This is a genomic window from Paractinoplanes pyxinae (assembly GCF_026626335.1).
Classification (GTDB): domain Bacteria; phylum Actinomycetota; class Actinomycetes; order Mycobacteriales; family Micromonosporaceae; genus Actinoplanes; species Actinoplanes pyxinae.
In genome coordinates, this window is sequence record NZ_JAPNTZ010000012.1 from 111,805 (window position 1) to 133,969 (window position 22,165).

General features: G+C 72.0%; 16 protein-coding genes and 1 pseudogene. 11 read left to right on the top strand and 6 right to left on the bottom strand.

Features of this window, described 5'->3' with window-relative positions; genetic code table 11:
• Nucleotides 1-5 precede the first annotated feature (5 nt).
• Complete coding sequence (locus OWR29_RS31475; protein WP_267567007.1) at nucleotides 6-761, bottom strand: Rv0361 family membrane protein; 756 nt, start codon at nucleotides 759-761, stop codon at nucleotides 6-8.
• 217 nt (nucleotides 762-978) lie between these two features.
• Here OWR29_RS31475 and sp36 point away from each other — a divergent pair, with 217 nt between their 5' ends.
• From sp36 to OWR29_RS31500, 5 genes and pseudogenes are all read left to right on the top strand, one after another.
• Complete coding sequence (sp36, locus tag OWR29_RS31480) at nucleotides 979-1,134, top strand: Sp36 family protein (RefSeq protein ID WP_127498762.1); 156 nt, start codon at nucleotides 979-981, stop codon at nucleotides 1,132-1,134.
• A gap of 64 nt (nucleotides 1,135-1,198) precedes the next feature.
• The gene (locus OWR29_RS31485) at nucleotides 1,199-1,684 is read left to right on the top strand and encodes a RidA family protein (protein WP_267567008.1); all 486 of its coding nucleotides are present in this window, start codon (nucleotides 1,199-1,201) and stop codon (nucleotides 1,682-1,684) included.
• Nucleotides 1,685-1,793: 109 nt separating this feature from the next.
• The gene (locus OWR29_RS31490; protein ID WP_267567009.1) at nucleotides 1,794-2,606 is read left to right on the top strand and encodes an MBL fold metallo-hydrolase; all 813 of its coding nucleotides are present in this window, start codon (nucleotides 1,794-1,796) and stop codon (nucleotides 2,604-2,606) included.
• On the top strand, nucleotides 2,603-6,253 hold the full coding sequence (locus OWR29_RS31495; RefSeq protein WP_267567010.1) for an adenylate/guanylate cyclase domain-containing protein: 3,651 nt from the start codon (nucleotides 2,603-2,605) through the stop codon (nucleotides 6,251-6,253). Before OWR29_RS31490 ends, OWR29_RS31495 begins: the two co-directional genes overlap by 4 nt.
• A 31-nt stretch (nucleotides 6,254-6,284) precedes the next feature.
• A pseudogene (locus tag OWR29_RS31500) lies at nucleotides 6,285-7,092 on the top strand (serine/threonine-protein kinase); the annotation flags it as partial.
• A gap of 110 nt (nucleotides 7,093-7,202) precedes the next feature.
• On the opposite strand, the gene OWR29_RS31505 reads toward OWR29_RS31500, so the two are convergent.
• The 3 genes from OWR29_RS31505 to OWR29_RS31515 form a co-directional block, all read right to left on the bottom strand.
• Nucleotides 7,203-9,209 (bottom strand): ATP-binding protein, encoded by a 2,007-nt coding sequence (locus OWR29_RS31505; protein ID WP_267567012.1) that lies wholly within the window; start codon nucleotides 9,207-9,209, stop codon nucleotides 7,203-7,205.
• Nucleotides 9,206-10,495 carry a carboxyl transferase domain-containing protein gene (locus OWR29_RS31510; protein WP_267567013.1) on the bottom strand — a complete coding sequence of 430 codons (1,290 nt, stop codon included), beginning with the start codon at nucleotides 10,493-10,495 and terminating at the stop codon, nucleotides 9,206-9,208. The genes OWR29_RS31505 and OWR29_RS31510 overlap by 4 nt, the downstream gene beginning before the upstream one ends.
• Nucleotides 10,496-10,703: 208 nt before the next feature.
• Nucleotides 10,704-11,381, bottom strand: a complete 678-nt coding sequence (locus tag OWR29_RS31515) for a Crp/Fnr family transcriptional regulator (RefSeq protein WP_020515203.1) — start codon at nucleotides 11,379-11,381, stop codon at nucleotides 10,704-10,706.
• 205 nt (nucleotides 11,382-11,586) lie between these two features.
• Here OWR29_RS31515 and OWR29_RS31520 point away from each other — a divergent pair, with 205 nt between their 5' ends.
• From OWR29_RS31520 to OWR29_RS31545, 6 genes are all read left to right on the top strand, one after another.
• Nucleotides 11,587-12,774 carry a CapA family protein gene (locus OWR29_RS31520; protein WP_267567014.1) on the top strand — a complete coding sequence of 396 codons (1,188 nt, stop codon included), beginning with the start codon at nucleotides 11,587-11,589 and terminating at the stop codon, nucleotides 12,772-12,774.
• 50 nt (nucleotides 12,775-12,824) lie between these two features.
• Nucleotides 12,825-13,622: an endonuclease III gene (gene nth, locus OWR29_RS31525; protein ID WP_267567197.1), complete on the top strand. Its 798-nt coding sequence runs from the start codon at nucleotides 12,825-12,827 to the stop codon at nucleotides 13,620-13,622.
• The gene (locus OWR29_RS31530) at nucleotides 13,619-14,230 is read left to right on the top strand and encodes a TlpA family protein disulfide reductase (RefSeq protein WP_267567015.1); all 612 of its coding nucleotides are present in this window, start codon (nucleotides 13,619-13,621) and stop codon (nucleotides 14,228-14,230) included. The genes nth and OWR29_RS31530 overlap by 4 nt, the downstream gene beginning before the upstream one ends.
• 11 nt (nucleotides 14,231-14,241) lie before the next feature.
• Entirely contained in the window at nucleotides 14,242-14,952 is a 711-nt protein-coding gene (locus OWR29_RS31535) for an NUDIX hydrolase (protein ID WP_267567198.1), read from the top strand.
• Between the two features lie 34 nt (nucleotides 14,953-14,986).
• The gene (locus OWR29_RS31540) at nucleotides 14,987-16,165 is read left to right on the top strand and encodes a MarP family serine protease (protein ID WP_267567016.1); all 1,179 of its coding nucleotides are present in this window, start codon (nucleotides 14,987-14,989) and stop codon (nucleotides 16,163-16,165) included.
• Nucleotides 16,166-16,262: 97 nt separating this feature from the next.
• Complete coding sequence (locus OWR29_RS31545; protein WP_267567017.1) at nucleotides 16,263-16,694, top strand: GNAT family N-acetyltransferase; 432 nt, start codon at nucleotides 16,263-16,265, stop codon at nucleotides 16,692-16,694.
• 33 nt (nucleotides 16,695-16,727) lie between these two features.
• Here OWR29_RS31545 and mycP read toward each other — a convergent pair whose 3' ends face one another.
• Nucleotides 16,728-17,984, bottom strand: a complete 1,257-nt coding sequence (mycP, locus tag OWR29_RS31550; RefSeq protein ID WP_267567199.1) for a type VII secretion-associated serine protease mycosin — start codon at nucleotides 17,982-17,984, stop codon at nucleotides 16,728-16,730.
• Between the two features lie 149 nt (nucleotides 17,985-18,133).
• Nucleotides 18,134-22,084 carry a type VII secretion protein EccCa gene (gene eccCa / locus OWR29_RS31555; RefSeq protein WP_267567018.1) on the bottom strand — a complete coding sequence of 1,317 codons (3,951 nt, stop codon included), beginning with the start codon at nucleotides 22,082-22,084 and terminating at the stop codon, nucleotides 18,134-18,136.
• Nucleotides 22,085-22,165: the final 81 nt, after the last annotated feature.

The following is a 22,165-nucleotide window of genomic DNA, read 5'->3' on the forward strand; positions in this document are numbered from 1 at the left end:
ACCGGTCAGCCGGCCACCTCGCAGACCAGCCAGCCGGTCTTGCGGATCACCGTGAACTCCAGCGCCTGGGTCGAGGTCTTCTCGTCCGCGGTCGACATGGACAGCTCGACCGAGACCACCGCACGGTCGTCCGTGTTGTCGGAGACCTTCGGATCGGCCCAGCGGAAGACCGGATCGGTGTAGCCGTCGGCGTACGCCTTGATGTCCGAGACCCGGTCGGCGATCTTCGACTCGTCCCGGGCCTCGCGGCAGACCAGGTCGTCGGCCGCGGCGGCGTTCTGCTCGGTGTAGACCGCGGTGAGGAAGCGGTCGACCGCCGTGGCCGGGTCGGGCGAGCCGGGGTTGTCGGCGTCACGCAGCAGGAAGTAGGCCGAGACGGCGCCGCCACCGCAGAGGAAAAGGGTGCCGACGAGCGCCAGCGAGATCCAGAGCGCGCTCTTGCGGCGGCGCGGGCCGCCCGGCTCGAGGGGCACCTGGTAGGGCTGCGGGGCGCCGGCCCAGATCGGCTCGGGCTGCTGCGGGCCCTCGGCCGGGATCGAGTGGTGGTAGGCCAGGTGCTCGGGCGGCGTGGTCTGCCACTCGCCGGGCGCCTCGTGCTGGGCGTGCCAGGGCTCGGTGGCCGGGGCCGGCTGCCAGCCGCCGGGTTCGGGCGGGATGACCTGGGTGCTCTCGTGGTGCCCGTCGGTCTCGTCGGCGTACGCGCCGGACGGGGGATAAGAGGTGTCGACCGGCTCGGGAGCGGCGTCGATGAAGTCGATCACAGGCGCCGGCTCGGGGGGAGCAGGCCACGGCTCGGCGGGAGGAGCCGCTGGAGAATCGGGTGAAGAAGGCGGCGGCCACTCGCTTGGTGGCTGCGTCATGTCGCCCTCCGTGATCTTCCGGTCTCGGTCCGCTCCGAGGCTCGATCAGCCTAGCCAAACCGGCCCGCTCCCGGGCCCTAAGCTGGCCGAGGTACCGACGATTAGGGAGTAGGCGAGCATGCAGAAGTGGGAGTACGTGACCGTGCCCCTGCTGGTCCACGCGACCAAGCAGATCCTCGACAACTGGGGCGAGGACGGCTGGGAACTCGTACAGGTGGTGCCCGGCCCCAATGCCGAGCAGCTGGTCGCGTACATGAAGCGGCCGAAGTCGTGATCGACTGCACCGAAGCGCAGGTTACGAACGTAGGGCCAGGAGAGCACGACAACGGAGGTGCAGCGTGACGACGCCGATCAGTGGCGAGGGTGGCGTCGACGCCTACGCGAGGCTGGCCGAGCTGGGTCTGACCCTGCCCAAGGTGGTGCCGCCGCTGGCGTCCTACGTCCCCGCCGTGCAGACCGGGAATTATGTGTACGTGTCGGGTCAGCTGCCTCTGGTCGAGGGCAAGCTGCCGCTGACCGGCAAGGTCGGCGCCGAGGTGACCGCCGAGCAGGGCACCGAACTAGCCCGCCTGTGCGCGCTGAACGGCCTGGCCGCGATCGAGTCGCTGGTCGGCCTGGGCCGGGTCGTGAAGATCGTCAAGCTGACCGGCTTCGTCGCGTCGGCGCCGGGCTTCACCGGTCAGCCCGCCGTCATCAACGGAGCGTCGAACCTCTTCGGTGACGTCTTCGGCGAGCAGGGCCGGCATGCCCGCAGCGCGGTCGGCGTGGCTGAGCTGCCGCTGGACTCGCCGGTCGAGGTCGAGATCATCGCCGAGGTGGCGTGAACCCCCAGGCTGATCGGCCGTTCCGGTTGCATTCCGTAACCTGAGCGGACACTGAGATCGCACATCCGGTCCTCTTGTTCAACCCCATGCGCGACGTAGGATTTCGCGCATGGGGGGTGCTGCGCCGAACGGGCTGCCGGGCTGGGTGACGCTGCTGCGCGCGCCCAACCCGGGTCCGATGACGCTGGACGGCACTAATACGTGGGTGCTGCGCGCCCCAGGCGAGACCCATGGCGTCGTCATCGACCCCGGCCCGCTCGACGAGGGCCATCTGCAGCGCATCGCCGGTCACGGCCCGTATCAGTTCATCCTCATCACCCACGGTCACCATGATCACGTCGAGGGCGCAGCCCGGCTCTCCGAGATCCTGGGCGGCACCGCGGTGCTCGCGGCCGACCCGGCCCACTGCGTCGCCGGCGAGCCGCTCGATCCGAGCGAACACCTCGGCGGGTCCGGGCTCGAGGTGCAAGTTCTCGACACGCCGGGACATACGTCGGATTCAGTGTGTTTTCTGATCGACGCGGGGAAGGCGCCGGTCATGTTCACGGGCGACACGATTCTCGGGCGCGGGACGACCGTCGTTGCCCATCCGGACGGCGACCTGGGTGCCTATTTGGGCAGCCTCGAGCGTCTGAGCGCGTACGAGAAGGTCCTCATGTTGCCCGGGCACGGCCCGTCGCGTACTGACGTCGCCGCGCTGGCCCGCGAATACCTCGACCACCGCCGGGAGCGGTTGGCGCAGGTGGAGGCGGCGATGGCGGCCGGCGCGCGCACCGCCGAGCAGGTCGTCGACATCGTCTACCCGGACATCGATCCGGCCGTCCGTTTCGCGGCCGTCTGGTCGGCCTCGGCGCAACTGGATTACCTGAATCACAAAATCGGGGAATCAGGAACACCCGCAGGCAGGTTGGATCCGCTGTGACCTGTCCTGTGTGTGGAACCGTCGCCGTGCCCGGCGCCCGCTTCTGCCACAACTGCGGCGCGGCCCTGCCTGCGGCCGCGACCCTGCCGGCGGCCGAGCGGCGCATCGTCACCGTGCTCTTCGGTGACCTGTCCGACTTCACCTCCTGGTCGGAAGACCTCGACCCGGAGCGGGTCGGCGCGGTCACCGACCGGGTGCTGGCCGCCCTGGCCGGCGCGGTCAAGACTTTCGGCGGCCACGTCGACAAGCTGACCGGCGACGGCATCATGGCTGTCTTCGGCGCCCCGGTGGCCCATGAGGACGACGCCGAGCGGGCGGTCCGGGCCGCGCTGAGCATGCAGCGCGCGGTCCGCCGGGTGCTCGACGACGAGCGCGGCGGCGGCGCCCCGCTCGGCCTGCGCGTCGGCCTCAACACCGGCGAGGTGGTCGCGGGCATCCAGGCCTCGATCGAGTACACCGTCATCGGCGACACGGTGAACACCGCCGCCCGGCTGGCCGACGCGGCCGCCGTCGGCGCGGTCTACGCCGGCTCGCGCACCAGCGGCGGCACCCGGCACGTGGCCTCCTGGCGGCAGCTGCGCCCGTTGCGGCTCAAGGGCAAGCGCGAGCCGGTGCCCGCATTCGAACTGCTCGGCCTGCACGACGCGCCGGGCACCCGCTCCGGCCTGGGTGACGAGGCCCCGTTCGTGGGGCGCGAGACCGAGCTGGGCCGGGTGGCCGGGCGGCTGTCCGAGGCGATCGACTCCGGCACCCCGCGCGTGATGGTGATGACGGCCGAGGCCGGGATCGGCAAGTCCCGGTTCGCCGGCGAGGTCAAGCGCCTCGCGGCCGGCTACGACGTCGGCAACGGGCGGTACGCGGCGCACACCGGGGCACGGGTGCTGCGGGTGCGGTGCCGGGCCTTCGGTGAGCGCCGGCGATTCGCTCCGCTGGCTGACCTCGTACGGAAATCAGTCGGTCTCCCCAAGGACGTGGTGGCCACCGTCGGCCGCACGGTGGTCGAGGAGAGGCTGCGCAAGCTGGCCAACCGCCTCGGCCGCGACGGCGAGCCGGCCCACATCGACATCGACCGGCTGCTCGCGCTGCTCGGCTACGGCGAGGCCCCGGCCAACCCGGTGGGCCCGGCAGCCGACGCCGACTGGCAGCCCTCGACCAAGCGCGCCGACGCCGAGGCGATCTCGGCCGCGGTGGCCGAACTGCTGAGCGCGCTGGCCGCCGAGGCGCCGCTGGTGGTCATCGTGGACGATCTGCACGACGCGACCGCTTCGACCGTGGACGCGTTGGGCCGTACGTTGTCGCTGCTCGACGGCCCGGTCGTGGTGCTGCTGCTCGGCCGGCCCGAACTGGTGCGCACGGCCGGCGCGCTCACCCGCCTGGCCGACGCCGAGGTGCACACGCTGCCGCCGCTGCGCGGCGCGGACGCCTCCCGCCTGCTCACCTCTTATCTCAACGGCGGCAAGCTGCCGCAGCCCGACACCGACCGGCTGCTGGCCACCGCGCAGGGCAACCCGTTCTATCTGGCCGAGATGGTCACGCTGCTCATGGAACGCGGCGCGCTGACCCCGGCGGTCGGGGCCAACGCGGCCGGCAAGTGGCAGCTGGCCGACGGCTCGCTGGGCCGGCAACTGCTCTCGCGCGACCTGGCGGCCGTGCTCGCGGCCCGCATCGACGCGCTTCCGCCCGAGCCCCGCTCGGTGCTGCGGGACGCGGCCGTCGCGGGCGACCGGGTGCCGGCCGGTGTCATCGAGGCGTTGCGCGAGCGCCGGGCGTCGAGCGACGCGCGGCCGGGCGCGGTGGCCGCGGTCGAGCTGGAACGCTCGATCGACGAGTTGCTGCAGCGCCGCATGCTGCACCGCTCGCGGGGCGGTTACGCCTTCACGACGCCGTTGATGCGCGAGGCGGCCTACTCCGGCATCGGCAAGGCCGATCTGGCCGAGCGGCACGCCTACCTGGCCCAGTGGGCCGCGCCCGAGAGCCTTGAGCAAGTGGGCTACGACAGCGCGGGCCGGTTGAACCTGAGCGACAACGAGCGCGACGCCTTCGTGGCCACGCACGCCGAGTGCGCGGTCGAGCTCGCGAACGCGGTGCGGCTGCGTCCCGAGGCTTCGGTACGCGAGGTGGCGCCCCTCGGCGTGGCGGCGCTCGGCCGTCTGGCCCGCCGGGCGCTGGCCAACATCGAACCGGCCGCCTCGATCGAGTACGCCGAGCGGGCCGGCGGTCTCACCCCCGAGGGTCTGCCGCTGCCCGACCAGCTCGTGCACGCCCGCGCCCTGCTGCGCCTGGGCCGGGCCGAAGAGGCGCTGACCCAGGGCGAGCGGATCGCCAAGAACGCCGCCGACGAGCCGGTCAACAAGGCCGAGGCGCTGCTGGTGGTCGGCCGGGCCCACGAGGCGCTGGGCGACAGCGGCCGTGCGGTCGCCGCCTGGCAAGAGGCGCTTGAGGTGGCGACCGAGGCCGAGCTGCTGCCGGAGCGGGCCAACGCGATGCGCCGCCTGGGCATGGCCGACTTCCTGGCCGGCCGGCTCAGCCAGGCCAGCAGCCGGTTCGCCGCGGCCTACCAGGTGACGCTGGCCGCCGGCGACCGCCACGGGCAGGCCTGGGCTTTGCAAAACCTGGCCTGGGTGACCACCACCCGGGGCGACTTCGCCGGCACCGACGCCGTGCTGGGCCGGGCGGCGCGGCTGTTCGCCGAGCTGGGCGACCCGGTCGGCCGCTCGTGGCTGCGCGGCACCACGGCGTTCGCCCGGCTGCTCTCCGGCCGCCTGCAGGAGTCGCGGCGGCTGGCCCGGATCTTCCTGCCCTTCGGCGACCGGGTCGGCGAGGCGTGGGCCGTGGGCACGCTGCGGGCGGTCGAGGCGTACGCGGCCTCGGAACTCGGCGAGCTGGCCGAGGCCGACGGGGAGGCGCGCCGGGCCTACCGGGACTTCAACGCGGTCGGCGACGACTGGGGGCGGGGCCTCGCCCTGGTCGTCCGCGGGGCCATCGCCCGCGGGCTGGGCGAGCTCGACCACGCGTACGACCTGCTGACCGACGCCCTGGCCTACGCCGACCGGACGGGTCACCCGCTGCTGCTGGGCATGGCCGGCACGCTGCGCGGCTTCGTCTCGCTCAACCGGGGCGACCTGTCCGGGGCCGAGGCCGACGCCCGCCGGGTGATGTCCGCCGTCGAGCCGCACAACCCGATGGCGCCGGCCCAGGTCGGCCCGCGGGTGCTGATGGCCGAGGCGCGGCTGCGCTCGGGCGACGCCAAGACGGCGATGGGCCTGCTGGCGCCGATCGCCACCGACACCGGGGTGCCCTCGCTGCTTTTCTCGCGGCGGCACGCCCTGGCCTCGTACGCCGCCGCCCTGCTGGCCGACGGCCGGGTCGAGGCCGCCCTGACCTGGATCGAGCGGGCCCGGCAGGTGAACGCCGAGGACGTGCGCAGCGGGGTGCTGGCGGCCATGGTCCACGCCCGGGTGCTGGCCGCGGCCGACCAGTGCGACGCGGCTCATGCGGCGGCCGAGGAGGCGGTTCTGCTGGCCTACTCGACCGAGCAGATCAGCGAGCGCGTGGCGGCCGAAGAGCTGCGGGCCGCGCTCGCGGTGGAGCCGCTGGAGTCGTCCGCACCTGCGACTGTCGCCTACGCGTCTGACGTGCCCGGATGATCGCCCGGGCGCCTGGCGTATTTTCAACTTCATGACCGAGACACCGCGCGGAGCGTTGCCCGCTCCGTACGTGCCTGGCATGTCCGGCTTATCCGTGATGGCGCGGGGTGGGTACGCCACCGTCTATCGCGCGATGCAGGACTCGGTCGGCCGTGAGGTCGCCATCAAGGTGGAGAATCGCCGCCTCGAGAGCGACCGTGACCAGGCACGATTCCTGCGTGAGGCGCGCGCGGCCGGGCGCATGTCGTCGCACCCGCACGTGGTCGACCTGTTCGACGTCGGCGTGACGGTCGACCAGCACCCGTACCTGATCATGGAGCTGTGCGACGGGTCGTACCTCGACCGCATGCGCCGCTCGCCCCTGGGCGCGGCCGAGACCCGCGACCTGGGCGTGAAGATCGCCGACGCGCTGGTGCACTCGCACGCCAACGGGGTGCTGCACCGCGACGTGAAGCCCGCCAACATCCTGTACTCGCAGTTCAACACGGCCGTCCTGGCCGATTTCGGGCTGGCCGTGCTGGGCGAGATGCGCGACTCGTCGGTGACACTCGAGGTGCTCACCCCGGCCTACGCGCCGCCCGAGATGTTCCGGCACGACGAGCCGAGCGGGGCGGTCGACGTCTACGCGCTGTGCGCCACGCTCTACGCGGTCATGCGGGGCCGCCCGCCGCGCTGGGACGGCGACCGCAGCCCCAGCCTGCTGACCCTGATGGACCTGTTCCACCAGCCGATCCCCGACCTGCCCGGGGTGCCGGCCGGGCTGACCCAGGTGCTGCGGTACGGCATGGCCAACGACCCGGAATCCCGGCCGACCGCCCAGCAGCTGCGCGAAATGCTCACCGCGGTGCAGCTCAACCCGCCGCACCAGGTGCCGCCGCCGCGCTTCTCGCCCAGCGACGACACCCCGACCATCCGCAACCCGCGGCCGCCCAAGAAGAAGTGGTTCGGCCTACTCGGGAGCGAGAACCGCTAGCAGTTCGCCGGTGTCCACCTCGGCCCCCGGGTGCACCGGCAGCGAGGCGACCACGCCGGCGCTGGGCGCGTGCACCGGGTGCTCCAGCTTCATCGCCTCCAGGGTGAGCAGCAGCTCCCCGGCCCGCACGCGCTGACCGGGAACCACGAGCACCCGCCGCACGGCGCCGGGCAGCGGCGCGATCAGCGAACCTTCGACGGCGTCGGGAGCGGGCAACGGGAACCGGGACAGCGCGCGCAGCGCCACCGAACCCTCCGGGCTGTCCACGTACGACACCTCGCCCACCCGGTGCACGTTGAACGTCAGCCGGATGCCGTTGACGTCGAGCACGACCCGCTCGTCGCCGGCCCGCACCACCACCGTCTCGGGGTAGTCGGCCGCCACCGGCGCGTGGCCCAGCCCGGCCAGGTCGAGCTCTTCAGGGTCCACTGTGCGCACCCACCAGCCGGCCAGCTCGCCGTGGCGGTTCATCCGGTAGCCGACCTCAACCGGGCCGGCCGGGCCGTCGTACACGGCGGTCTGGGACCCCGACGGCACGTTGCGCCAGCCCGACGGCACCGCGCCGAGCACCGGTGCGGTGGCCCGCCGGTCGGCCGCCCCGGCCAGGGCGGCGGCCAGGCAGGACAGGCGTACGGCGTCGACGGCCGACAACAGCGGGGCGAACACCTCGGGCCGCCGGTCCAGGAAGCCGGTGTCCACGTCGCCGGTGCGGAACGCGTGGTGGCGCAGGGCCCGCACCAGCAGGTCGCGGTTGGAGGCGACGCCGTGCAGCTGGGTCCGGGTCAGCGCCGAGGCCAGCATGCGGGCCGCCTCCTGCCGGGTGGGCGCCCAGGCGACCAGCTTGGCCAGCGTGGAGTCCTGGTGCACGCCGACCACCGAGCCGCTTTCGACACCGGCGTCGAGCCGCAGGCCGGGCGCGGGCAGCGGGCGGAACCGGCCGGCCACGTCGGGCACGGCGAACCGGTGCACGGTGCCGGCGGCGGGCAGCCACGCGTACGCCGGGTCCTCGGCGCACAGGCGCACCTCGATCGCGTGGCCGCGGATCGGCGGCGGGCCCGGCATGGGCAGGCTGCCGCCCTCGGCGACCAGCAATTGCAGGCGTACGAGGTCATAGCCCGAGACGCACTCGGTGACCGCGTGCTCGGCCTGCAGCGTCGGGGTGAGCTCGAGGAACCAGAAGTCGCCGTTCGTGTCGAGCAGGAACTCAACCGCGCCCGCGCCCACGTAGCCCAGCGCCCGCACCGAGACGATCGCCGCCCGGCACAACTCCTCGCGCAGCCCGGGGTCGACGGCCGGCGACGGCGTCTCCTCGACGATCTTCTGATAGCGGCGCTGGATCGAGCACTCGCGCTCACCGAACGGGACGACCGCGCCGTGCTCGTCGGCCAGGATCGGCACCTCGATGTGCCGCACGTCCTCCACGTACGGCTCGCAGTAGACCTCGCCACCCACCTCGCGCCGGGTCGTGGCCAGCGCCTCGGCCAGCGTCGCGGCGTCCCGCACGACCCGCAGGCCGGCCCCGCCGAGCCCGGTGTCCGGCTTGATCAGCACGGGGAAGCCGGGCACCTCGTCCGGGTCGGTGAAGCTGGGCAGCACCGGCACCCGGGCCTCGGCCACCTGGGCCTTGGTCTCCTGCTTGCTGCGCAGCACGCCCAGCGTCTTGGCCGGGGCGCCGACCCAGATCAGGCCGGCGTCGGCCACCGCCGCCGCGAAGTCCGGGTCCTCGGCCAGCTCGCCGATGCCCGGGTGGATGGCGTTGGCGCCGGACCGCTGGGCGGCCGTGATGATCAGGTCGCCGCGCAGGTACGACGAGCGGGGTGTGCCGCCGTCGATGCGTACGGCGTAGTCCGCCTCGCCGACGTGCGGGTCGTCGGAGTCGGCGGCGGAGTAGACGGCGACCGTCTCGATGCCGACCAGGCGGCAGGTGGCGAACACCCGGCGCGCCGTCTCGCCGCGGTCGGCCACCAGAAGCCGTCGGATCACTGGTCCACCTTTCCGGATCTGAACACGCCGACGTGCCCGGCGCCCTCGACGGCCGCGCTGTGCACGGCGGAGAGGCAGAGCCCGAGCACGGTACGCGTGTCGCGGGGGTCGATGACGCCGTCGTCGTCGCCGTTCGCCAGCGGGCCGTCGGCGGGCCAGCGGAATGCGAAGCGGGGGTCGCCGGTGCGCCCGGTGTTGAGGGCGAGCAGGGGCACGGTGGAATGGGCCAGCGCGTCGACCGCGCCCGAGCCAAGGGCGCCGGTGTCACCGGGCCGGATCAGCAGCAGCGAGGTGTCGGTGGCGTTGGCCAGCTGGATGAAGTGCACCGCCTTCTGGGTGTCGGCCGCGGACTGCGGGCCGCCCGAGGTGGACAACACCCCGACCGGGTAGCCGTGCAGCTCACCCCAGCCGGCCAGCACGGCGGCGCCGACGGCCGGCTTGAACTCGTCGAAGTCGCTGGCGTCGAGGATCCGGGCCAGCACCTCGCGCGGCTCGACCAGGGCGGGCCGGCCGGCGCCGGCCAGGGCGAGCAGGTCCTCGGCGTCGTACTTGGGCTCGGCGGGCGGGAAGCTGCGTGGCTGCGGGCCGCATTTGCGCCAGTTCAGACGCCGTACGCACTGACGGGCCAGCCGCAGGGCGTCGCGCTCGTCCTCGGCCAGCTGATCGGCCCGGGGCAGGCTCTTGGCGTGCCCCCGGACCAGGATCGTGTAGTCCGACAGGGCGGGCAGGTAGGCGGCGTCGCCGCTGGTGGGCCCGAAGACCACGCCGACGGTGGGAACCCGGGCGCCGGCCAGGCGGCTCAGGTCGCGGGCGACCCCACCGCCCGGTGGCGAGCCGTTGGTGGTGGTCTCGGCGGCCGACTCGACCAGGTTGACCAGCGGCAGGCGGTTGGCCGCGGCGATGCGCACGGCCCGGCGGATCTTCTCGACCGCGTACGGGTTGACCGAGGTTCCCTCGACGGTGGGGTCGGTCGCGATGATCATGCACTCGGCCGCCTCGACCACGCCGATGCCGGTGACCACGCCCGCGCCCACGGCGAACTCGGTGCCCCAGCCGCAGACCGGCGACAGCTCCAGGAACGGGGCGTCCTGGTCGAGCAGCATCTCGACGCGTTCCCGGGGCAGCAGCTTGCCGCGGGCGTGATGCCGGGTTACCGCACGCTCGCCACCGCCGGCGCGCGCCTCCTCGATGGCCGCCTCGAGCCGTTCCAGCCGGTCGAGGGTGGTGTTGCGGCCCTCCAGGTAGCCGGGCGTGCGCGCGTCGATGGCGGTGTCGAGCACGGTCACGTCGGAACCCCGATGCGCTGTACGCCCCCCACCATGTTCAAAGCCGCGCCCTCTCGTATCCGCCGGTGCCTCTCGACCACCTCCGTAACGAGTGGTCGAGCGGGTGCGACACGGATGCAAATGCGGCTGGTTTGTACCCTTTTAGGAGGTTCGGTACGCATTTTTAGGGGCCGCCCCGGTGGGACGGCCCCTGAGAGATCAGGTGGGGTCAGACGCGGGCGCGCCGCGCCAGACGCTCGGGGTCCAGGATGATCACGCTCTTGCCGTCGAGCCGCAGCCAGGCCCGGGAGGCGAAGTCGGCCAGGGCCTTGTTCACCGTCTCGCGGGACGCCCCGACGAGCTGCGCCAGCTCCTCCTGGGTGAGGTCGTGCGTCACCCGCAACACGCCGCCGTCACGCGTGCCGAACCGGCCCGCCATCTGCAGCAGGTTCTTGGCCACGCGGCCGGGCACGTCTGTGAAGATCAGGTCGGCCAGGGCGTCGTTGGTGCGCCGGAGCCGGCGGGCGAGCACCCGCAGCAGCTGCTCGGCGATCTCGGGCCGGTTGTTGAGCCACGGCCGCAGCGACGTCTTCTTGAGCCGGGCCAGCCGGGCGTCGGTCACCGCGGTCGCGGTGGCCGTGCGCGGGCCGGGGTCGAACAGCGAGAGCTCGCCCACCATGTCGGACGGGCCCATGATCGAGACGAGGTTCTGCCGGCCGTCGGCGGCGCGGCGTCCCAGCTTGATCTTCCCGGACAGCACGATATACAGGCTGTCACCGGCCTCGCCCTCGTTGAACAGGACGTCGCCCTTGCGGACCTCGACCGTGTCCATCTCTTTGGCGAGCGCCTCGGCGGCCTCCGGGTCAACGCCCTGGAAGATCCCGCTGCGCGCCAGTACCTCATCCATCGCCGCACCTCCGAACACGCGCAACGCCTGCGCTCGATCAGTCTAGGCGCACGCGGGCAAGAATCGGGCGGGCACCCCTTGATCCAGATACCGCAGGGTAACCGGCCCGGCCGTGACGGGCAGTATTTTCCGTCGCCGAGTGTGGTCGACGACCAGCCTTTCGACGGTTCTTCCGCGTAGCCACCTGAAGGTATCGTCGCCGTCGATGAATTCCCACCCCTCGCATCGAGGACCAGGCATTTTCGGGCGGCCTGTCCTTACTGTCGCTATTGTCCTGGCGGTTCTGGCCGCCGTCGGTGTCGGAAGTGTCGCCTTTGCGAACCGCGACCGCGGCTCCTCGGAGGTGACCTGGGCCGACCCGACCACTCCGGCCTCCGCGCCGCCGGCGTCGCCCGCGGCTTCCTCCCCTGCCGCGCGCGAGGAATCGGGTGTCAGCACCGTCACACTCTCGGCCACCGGCGACATCATGATGAGCAATGCGCCCGGCCGCATGCCGCCGCGCGACGGGGCGGGCTTCTTCGACTCGGTGAAAGAGGCGCTCGCCTCCGACCTGGTCATGGGCAACCTGGAGCAGCCGCTCACGGCCGACACCGGCACCTCCAAATGCGGGGCGGCGGCGACCAACTGCTTCGCCTTCCGCTCGCCGACGTCGTACGCCAAGCACCTCAAGGACGGCGGCTTCGACCTGGTCAACACGGCCAACAACCACTCCAAGGACTTCGGTACGCAGGGCGCCCGCAACACCCGGGCGGTGCTCGACGAGACCGGCATCAAGGCCACCGGCAACACCGACGAGATCACGGTGACCGAGGTCAACGGGATCAAGGTCGCGGTGGTCGGGTTCTCCTCGTACGCGGGGGCCAACAGCCTGATCGACCTCGACCAGGCCCGGTCGGTGGTCGAAGCGGCCAAGGGCGAGGCCGACCTGGTCGTGGTGCAGGTGCACATGGGGGCCGAGGGGGCCGACCAGCAGCACGTGAAGCCGGGCACCGAGACGTTCTTCGGCGAGAACCGGGGCGACCCGATGAAGTTCAGCCGGGCGGTGATCGACGCCGGGGCCGACCTGGTCGTCGGGCACGGGCCGCACGTGCTGCGGGGCATGGAGTTCTACAAGGGCAAGCTCATCGCGTACAGCCTGGGGAACTTCGCCGGGGGCGGGCGCACGCTGTCGCGGACGGGAGTGCTCAAGTACGGCGGGATCCTGCACGTGACGCTGCGGAAGGACGGGTCGTACGAGGGCGGGAAGTTGCTCTCGACGTACATGAACTCCAACGGCCTGCCGACCCGGGACGAGTCGAACGAGCAGGGCCGCAAGCTGGTGGCCCAGCTGAGCAAGGCCGACTTCCCCGAGACGGGTCCCTCGTTCGGGGCCGACGGGTCGATCGAGCCGTAGTCGCGCCCGAAAATCTTGTCGCAGGGGCGACGTACTCTTTAGCGGTGACTCTGGTGGGGCGGTCGGTCAAGCGGTTCGCGGCGGAGACGCCCATCGGGCGCAAGCGGCGCGCCCGCAAGATGGCCCGCGAGCTGGCCGACACGCATCCCGACGCGCACTGCGAGCTCGATTTCACCACCCCGCTCGAGCTGGCGGTGGCCACGATCCTGTCGGCGCAGACCACCGACGTCCGGGTCAACCAGGTCACCCCGACGCTGTTCAAGCTCTATCAGTCGGCCGCCGACTACGCCGGGGCCGACCGCACGGCGCTCGAGACTCTGCTCAAGCCCACCGGCTTCTTCCGGGCCAAGACCGACTCGCTGATCAAGCTCGGGCAAGCGCTGCTCGATCGGCACGACGGCGTCCTGCCCTCGACGCTCGACGAGCTGGTGGCCCTGCCCGGCATCGGGCGCAAGACGGCCAACGTCATCCTCGGCAACGCGTTCGGCGTTCCCGGCATCACTGTCGACACCCACTTCCGGCGGCTCACCAACCGCTTCGGCTGGGTCGCCGAGGACGACCCGGTGAAGATCGAGTTCCTGGTGGCCGACCTGATCGAGAAGCGCGACTGGACCATGCTGTCGCACCGGGTGATCTTCCATGGGCGGCGGGTGTGCCACGCGCGCAAGCCGGCCTGCGGGGCGTGCACGCTGGCCGCCATGTGCCCGTCGTACGGCACCGGCCCGACCGAGGCGGCGGCCGCGGCCAAGCTGCTCAAGGGGCCGCGGGCGCGCGAGCTGGCCGTCGCCGCCGGGGTTGACCCGGCGCTGGTGCCGGCGGCCGCGGTGGCCGCGCCGGAGGCCCCGTGAACCAGGCCGTTCGCTGTGGGCAGGCCGCCGCGGCGGGGAAACCGGCCCGTTCCCGGCTGACGCGGCTGCTGGTGGCGCCGATGGTTCTGGTGCTGGCGGCTGCGTTGGCGGCCTGCGGCGACGACGAGCCGGCCATCGCCTCGCCGTTCACCGGGTGCGGCTCGCTGACCGAGCCACCGGCGGCGGCCGCGACCGACCTGCCCGATCTCCAGCTGCCCTGCTTCACCGGCGATGACGAAGTCTCGTTGCGCTCGCTGCGCGGGCCCGCGGTGATCAACATCTGGGCGTCGTGGTGCGAGCCGTGCCGCACCGAGCTGCCGGTCATGCAGGGCCTGGCCGACAAGGCCGAGGGCCGGGTCACGGTGCTCGGCGTCGACTCCGGCGACAAGCGCGACAAGGGCGCCGACTTCGCCACCGACAAGGGCGTCCGCATGCCGACGCTGTTCGACGAGAAGGGCGCGCTGCTCAACAATCTCGGCCGCATCAACCTGCCGGTGACCGTCTTCGTCGACTCGTCTGGCAAGTCCTACGTTCACCCGCTGCCGCTGGACGCGCGCGGCTTGTCCGAGCAACTGCGCAAGCACACCGGCGTGACGGTGACCCCGTGACCGAGGGCCGGTTGCTGCGGCGGCCCGACGGCTTGCCGTCGTGGTTCGAGCCCCTGCTGAGCCGGGTGGCCGGCAGCCGTACCGAAGACTTCACCCCGTTGCGGGCGCCGGCCCACGGCGGCCGGTCCAGCGCGGTGCTGGTGCTGCTCGGCGAGAGCGAACCGGCCGCCGGCACTCCGGGCGGGCCCGACCTGCTCGTGCTGCAACGCGCGGCGACCATGCGCAACCACGCCGGCCAGCCCGCGTTCCCCGGCGGCGGCACCGACCCTGAGGATGCCGACGCCGTGGCCACCGCCCTGCGCGAGGCCAACGAAGAGGTCGGTCTCGACCCGTCCAGCGCCGAGGCCCTGGCCCTGCTGCCCGAGCTGTACATCCCGGTCAGCTCGTTCGTCGTCACACCCGTTCTGGCCTGGTGGCGGCGACCCCATCCGGTGAGCCCGTTGCAGGCGGCCGAGGTCGCGCACGTGGCCCGGCTGCCGATCAGTGAACTGGTCGACCCGGGAAACCGTATCCGGGTACGCCATCCCAGCGGCTGGGTCAGTCCCGCCTTCCAGGTGCGCGGGATGCTGGTGTGGGGGTTCACGGCAGGGGTGATCTCGAGGGTGCTCGACATGGGTGGCTGGACGCAGCCGTGGGAACCTGGCCCGCTGGTCGAGCTGCCCGAGGCGAGCGCCCCGGTGCCCGCCACCCGCGGCGGCGCGCCCGACGAGGTGTTGCCGTGATCCGCCGGTGGTCCCCGACTTCTACTCTGGGTGAGTGTCCGTGGTCGATGCCATCCTGATCCTGCTCATGCTGGTCTTCGCGATCAGCGGCTACCGCCAGGGCTTCGTCATCGGCGCGCTCTCGTTCGGCGGCTTCTTCAGCGGGGTGCTGATCGGCCTGCAGGTCGGTCCGCTGATCGCCGACCGCTTCACCGACCCGACCGCGCGGCTGGTCGTCTCGCTGGTCACCATCTTCGCGGTCGCCGTGCTGGGGCAGACGCTGGCCGGCTGGCTCGGCACCCACCTGCGGCGGGCCATCCAGAGCAAGCCGCTGCAGCGAGTCGACGACGCCGGCGGCGCGGCCGTCTCGCTGGTCGCGGTGCTGCTGGTGGCCTGGCTGATCGCGGTGCCGCTGGGCTCGACGCCGTTCCCCGGCCTCAACTCGGCGGTGCGGAACAGCACGATCCTGGGCGGCATCAACAGCCTGATGCCCGAGCAGGCGCAGGCGCTCTCGGCGGCGCTGAGCGACACCCTCGACACCAGCGGCTTCCCCGCGGTCTTCGGGGGCCTGACGCCCACCAAGGCCAAAGATGTGGCGGCACCCGACCCGAAGCTCAAGGGCTCCCAGATCGTCGCCCGGTCGAAGCGTTCGGTGCTGAAGGTGCTGGGCACGGCCCCCAGCTGTTCCCGGCGCATCGAGGGCACCGGCTTCGTCTACGCCGACGAGCGGGTGATGACCAACGCGCACGTGGTCGCCGGCACCCGCGAGACGACGGTCGAGGTGAACGGCCGCCGGCGCGACGCCACGGTCGTCGTCTACGACCCCGACCGCGACCTGGCCGTGCTGTACGTGCCCGGCCTGGGCGCCCCGGTGATGCCGTTCGTGGCCAAGCAGGCGACGACGGGGGCGAGCGCGATCGTGCTGGGCTATCCCCAGGACGGCCCGTACGACGCCCAGTCGGCCCGCATCCGCGACGTCGGCAAGATCACCGGCCCCGACATCTACGACGCCGGCGACGTGACCCGCGAGATCATCACGATCCGCTCCCTGGTCCGCAGCGGCAACTCCGGCGGCCCGCTGATCACCCCCACCGGCCAGGTGCTGGGCGTCATCTTCGCCGCGGCGGCCGACGACAAGAACACGGGGTTCGCCCTCACCGCGAACGAGGCTGCGCCGGTCGCCCAGGCAGGCGAATCCCGGACCCGAGGCGTCCGCACCGGCGACTGCGCCTGACCCGCACACCCGGGCCAGCCCCTCGAACCACACTCACCTGCCGAGTCATGATCGGTGATGAGGATCGGCGGAGAAGGCTCCTCTAAAGTCGTCGGTCATGAGCGTCGCCATCGAGGTCGTCCAGGAAGTCACCGAAGACCTGGTCAAAGCGTTCGGACGGCTCCTGCCCCAGCTGTCGCGATCGGCCCAGCCGCTGGATGGAGCGGCACTGCGCGCCCTCACCGAGTGGCCAGGGAACAGGCTGCTCATCGCGCGGATCGACGACCAGATCGTGGGCACGCTGACTTTGGTCACGTTCCCCATCCCTACTGGTCGGCGGGCCTGGATCGAGGATGTTGTGGTGGACGAGGCAGCCCGCGGTCACGGTGTTGGCGCAGCCCTGACGCAGGCGGCCGTCGAACTCGCCCGAGCCGACGGCGCGCGAACTGTCGACCTGACGTCGCGGCCGACCCGTGCGGCAGCAAACCGGCTCTACGAGAGGCTCGGCTTCCAAGTGCGCGACTCGAAGGTGTATCGACTGGAAAGCTAGCGGCCCCCGACGCCCCCGAGCGGGTGAACCCGGTCAGGTGGTGCCGGCGAAGCGGCGGATGGTGAGGACGGCGGCCACGGCCGAGAGCAGGAACAGAGCTGCGGCGGCCCACCACGCCTGATGTGAGGTGGACTGGGGTGCGGCCAGCGGGGCTGCGCCCGAGCCGGGGTCGTTCTGGGGCTTCAGCGGGGTCAGCCCTTGCGTCGTGCCGTCGGGGGCCGAGAGAGCCTGGCCCGGGGCGGGGGCGCTGCCGAAGCGGGCGATGCCGGGGGACGGGGACGTGTCGAGCGGGTTCTCGAAGACGGGCGGGATCGAGGCGGTCAGGGCGGCCACGGGGTCGACCAGGCCGAAGCCGAAGAGGGGGTCGCGGCCGGCGGCGCCCTTGTCTTTCGCGGTGCGGATGATGCGGTTGATGACCTCGCCGGCCGGCATGTCGGGCCAGCGGGAGCGGATCAGCGCCGCGGTGGCCGAGACCATGGGGGCGGCGAAGCTGGTGCCCTGCACCTTCCAGTAGTCGCCGCCCGCGTTGGCTCCGACCAGCTGGGTGGCGGGGGCGGTGACCACCGTTTCCTTGCCCGTGATCGAACCGGACCACAGGGTGGTGCCGTCGCGTTCCATGCCGGCCACGGCGATCACGCCAGGCTCGCGGGCCGGGTACCAGACCCCGCTGGACGACGACGCGCTGGTGTTGCCGGTGCAGGCGACCACGACGACGTCTTTGGCGAACGCGTAGTCGAGCGCGGCGGCCAGGGCGGCGCTGCTGCCGTTGCCGCCGAGCGACAGGTTGATGACCTTGGCGCCGTGGTCGACCGCCCAGCGCACGCCTTGCGCGACGATCAGCGCGTCGCCGTAACGATTGTCTTCATCGAGAACTCGTACGGGCAAGATCTTGGCTTTAGGGGCGATGCCCACGACGCCGGACGTGTCGTCGTTGCGGCCCGCGATGATGCCCGAGACGGTCGTGCCGTGGCCGACCAGGTCGGTGTCGCCGTCACCCTTGTCGTCGACCAGGTCGAGGCCGGTGAGCACCTGACCCTGCAGGTCGGGGTGGTCGGAGTCGACGCCGGAGTCGATGACCGCGACCGTCACCCCGGAGCCGCTGGAATACGTCCAGGCCTCGGCGATGTCGAGAGTGTCCAGATGCCACTCGTCGGCCCGGACGGAGTCACCCTTGAGCGGACTGGGTTCGGCGAGCGTGACGGCGGAGGCCGGGGCGGCGGGCAGGGCCAGCGCGAACAGCCCGGCTGTCGCGGCCGCGGCGAGACGGCGTGCGCGACGCCGCCGCGGCATGACCGGCCGGCCACTCACCCATTCAGCGCTCAAGTTCGCATCGCCATTCTGATCCTGGATGGTCGATGCAGATTACTCCGAAACCGGCCCCAGCGGCTGCTGTCTGTCTATGCCTATCGCACCGCCTGTCTGTTAATTCCGCGCGCATGTCAGTACGGCGCCAGGTGTGCCAACTGAATCAGCCTCACGCCCTCACGCCGAGTGAGCAGACGCCCCCGGCCCGGCGGCATCAGCGCGGGCCGGACGGCGCCGACCAGCGGGCCCTCGTCGGACGGTCCGGACATCACCAGGCCGGGCGCGGACAGTTCGCGCAGCCGCTGGATGACCGGCTCGTAGAGCGCCCGCCCGGCCCCACCGGCCCGCCGGGTCAGGATCAGGTGCAGGCCGACGTCGCGGGCCTGGGGCAGGTATTCCAGCAGCGGGGTGAGCGGGTTGGTCGGGCCGGCCACGACTAGGTCGTAGTCGTCGACCAGCACGAACAGCTCGGGCCCGGTCCACCACGAGCGCTCGCGCAGTTGCTGGGCGGTCACGTCGGGGCCGGGCAGGCGGCGTTCCATGTAGCCGGCCACCGATTGCATGAGCTCGAGTGTTTTCTGCGCCTGAATGCCGTACCCGATGCGGTGTTCCGTCTCGGGCAGGTCCATCAGCGACCGGCGGTAGTCGACCAGGATGATCCGGGCTTCTTCCGGCGCGAAGCGCTGCGTGATCGTGGTGGCCAGCGCGCGCAGGAACGTCGACTTGCCGCACTCGGCGTCGCCGAACAGCAGGAAGTGCGGGTCCGAGGCGAAGTCGATCTCGACCGGCTGCAGGTCGGCCTCGCTGATGCCGATGGGCAGGCGCAGGCCGCCGCTGCGGTGAAGATCCATTTCCGCGTACGGGACCAGGGCCGGAAGCAGCCGGACGCGGGGAGCAGGGGCGCCGTGCCAGTTGGCCGCCACCTCTTTGACCAGATCAGTGGTGTCGGCCAGGGTGCTGAGCTCGGGCCGCACGGTCAGCAGGTGCAGAAACTTGTTCTTGTCGGTCGGGTGCTCGATGATGCCGCGGCCGGCCTTCTCGGGCACGGTCATGGCGGCCCGGCGGTTGACCGTGGAGTCGCTGGGGTCGCCGAGCCGCAGCTCGACGCGGGAGCCGAACAGGTCGCGGATCGCGGGCCGGAAGTCCATCCAGCGCGAGGTGGCGGCGACGACGTGGATGCCGTACGACAGGCCGCGGGTGGCGATGTCGGTGATGACCGGTTCGAGTTCTTCGTACTCTTTGCGGAGCGTGGCCCAGCCGTCGATCACGAGGAACACGTCGCCGAACGGGTCGGTGTCGGTGCCCGGGTTGGCCGGATTGGCTCGGCGCCGGCGGTACGAGGCCATCGAGTCGATGCCCATCGCGCCGAACCTGGCCTCGCGCTCAGCCAGCAAAGTGGACATTTCACCCACCGTACGCCTGACGCCGACCGCGTCGAGACGGCCCGACACTCCGCCGACGTGCGGCAGGTCGCGCAGCGTGCCCAGCGCGCCGCCACCGAAGTCGAGGCAGTAGACCTGCACCTCGGCCGGGGTGTGGGTCAGGGCCAGGCCGCAGATCATCGAGCGCAGCGCGGTCGACTTGCCGCTCAGCGTCGAGCCGACCACCGCGACGTGCCCGGCCGGACCCGAAAGCTGCAGCCACATCACGTCGCGGACCTGCTCGCGCGGCTTGTCGACCAGCGCGATCGGCACCTGCAGGGCGCCGTGCAGCTCGGGGTTGGCGAAGGCCAGACCGCGCACCGGGTCGGCCACCACCGGGCCCAGCAGTTCGTCGAGCGCGGCCGACACGGTCAGCGGCGGCAGCCACACCTGGTGGGCCGGCGGTCCCTGCCCACCGAGGCGGTCGACCATCACGTCGAGCACGCTCTCGCCGGCCGGTGTCTCTTCGGGCGGCGGCTCGACCGGTTTGATCGGCTTGGGCGCCGGGACGTACCGGGTCGAGTACGGCAGCACCTGCGGGTCGGCGCCGGGGCCACCGGCGGCGGCGCGGGCGCCGGCCTTGGCCATCGGTCCCGACACGTACGCCGCCTTGAAGCGCAGCAGCGGCTCGGTGCCGAACTTGAGGTAGCCGTGCCCGGGCGACCTCGGCAACTCGTACGCGTCGGGAACTCCCAGTACGGCGCGCGACTCGAGCGCCGAGAAGGTCCGCAGACCCACGCGGTACGACAGGTGGGTGTCGAGGCCGCGCAGCCGGCCCTCCTCGAGCCGCTGGCTGGCCAGCAGCAGATGCACGCCGAGCGAGCGGCCCAGTCGTCCGATCTGGACGAACAGGTCGATGAAGTCCGGTTTGGCCGACAACAGCTCGGAGAACTCGTCACAGATGACCAGCAGCGACGGCAGCGGCGGCAGGGCGGCGCCCCCGGCCCGCGCCTTCTCGTAGTCGCGCAGGCTGGCGTAGTTGCCTGCTTTGCGCAGCACCTCTTGCCGGCGGATCATCTCGCCGTCGATCGCGTCGACCATGCGGTCGACCAGCGGCAACTCGTCGGCCAGGTTGGTGATCACGGCCGCCGTGTGCGGCAGCCGGTCGAGCGAGGCGAAGGTCGCGCCGCCCTTGAAGTCGATGAGGACGAAGTTCAGCGTCTCGGACGAGTGCGTCGTGGCCAGGGCCAGCACCAATGTGCGCAGCAGCTCGGACTTGCCGGAACCGGTGGCCCCGATGAGCAGGCCGTGCGGGCCCATGCCGTCCTGGGCCGACTCTTTGAGGTCGAGCTCGACCGGGGCGCCGTCGGCCCCGACGCCGATCGGCACCCGCAGCTTGTCGCGGTTGGGTCGGGGCATCCAGGCCTGGGCCACGCTGAACGTGTCCGGCTCGCCGATGCCGAGCAGGTCGGACAGGCCCATCTCGGCCGCCAGCGGGGTGTCGGCCGACTTCGACATGGCGGCCAGCCGCAGCGGGGACAGCCGGCGGGCGACCGCCTCGGCCTGCTCGACGCTGAGTCTGTCCGGCGTGCCGACCTCGGCCTCGTGCTCCATCGAATAGGTGTTGAGCACCCGCCGGCCGCCGTGCTGGGCCACCTCGAGCACCAGCAGCGACCGGTCGAGCAGGCGCGGCGGCTGCTCGTCGAGATCGAGGACGGTGACACCGTCGATGCCGTCGTCGAGCTGGGTGGCGCCGCGCAGTCCGGCCCCGTCGAGCACGATCACCACGTGCGGCGAGCTGTGCCCGCCGGAACCGAACCGCGGGCGGTTGCCGATCACGTCTTCCAGCAGCTGTTCCAGCTCTTGGCCGGTGCTGGCGACCAGCCGCACGTGACCGAGCGCGTCGGTGCGGGCCGGGTGCAGGTTGTGTGGCAGCCACTTGGCCCACTCCCAGTCGGAGCGCCTTTCCGGCCCGGCGCAGATCGCCACGATCAGGTCGTCGGGGGCGTGGAAGGTGGCCAGCTGGGTGATCATGGCGCGGGACAGGCCCTGGACGTCGGCCTCGGGGCCGCGCAGGAACACCCGGGCGAAACCGCGCAGCGAGGCGGCGACGGGAAGATCGGGAACTACTGAGTACGCGTCGAGGAAGCGCCGGAGTGCGCCGGCCGTCATCGGCTCGAGCTCGTCGAGCGGCCGGGTCACCGGAGGCAGCAGCGGGGTGGCCAGCGTCTGCGGGCCCACTGCCAGCCGTACGACGCCGAAATCGGGATCGCTGGTGCGCCTCTCCCACACCCGGTGGCTGCCGGCCGTCGACCACAGCTTGGTCGGGTCGGGGTGGCGGTAGAGCAGGCCGACGCGCTGCTTGCGGGCCGTCTCACGAACACGTTTGCGCAGGCCGGACAGGTGCCGCAGGTATTCGCGGCGGGCCGCCATCATCTCGGCCTTCTTGGGCGAGCCGTTCGAACCGAAGCTGGTCGCCATCATCGCGATCGACGAAACGCCGAACAGGCCACCGATCACATAGGAGTAGGCGCCGCCGCGGCCCTGACCCATCATCATCGCCATCGCGACCGAGCCGCCCAGCATGGGCAGCGCCATCATGGCCTGCTGCCAGCGGCCGCCCGTGGCCTGCGGGATCTCGGGCGGCGGCTCGACAGCGATCTCTCCGGTCGGAATCTCCGGCGCGGGCCGCCGGGCCGACCGTTTGATCACCACCGTGCTCATGCCGCGTTATATCCCTTTCGTCCACAAGGGTGTGATGGTCACTCCCTGTGCGCGGGTCCGTCGCCGGACGTCGCGTCGGCC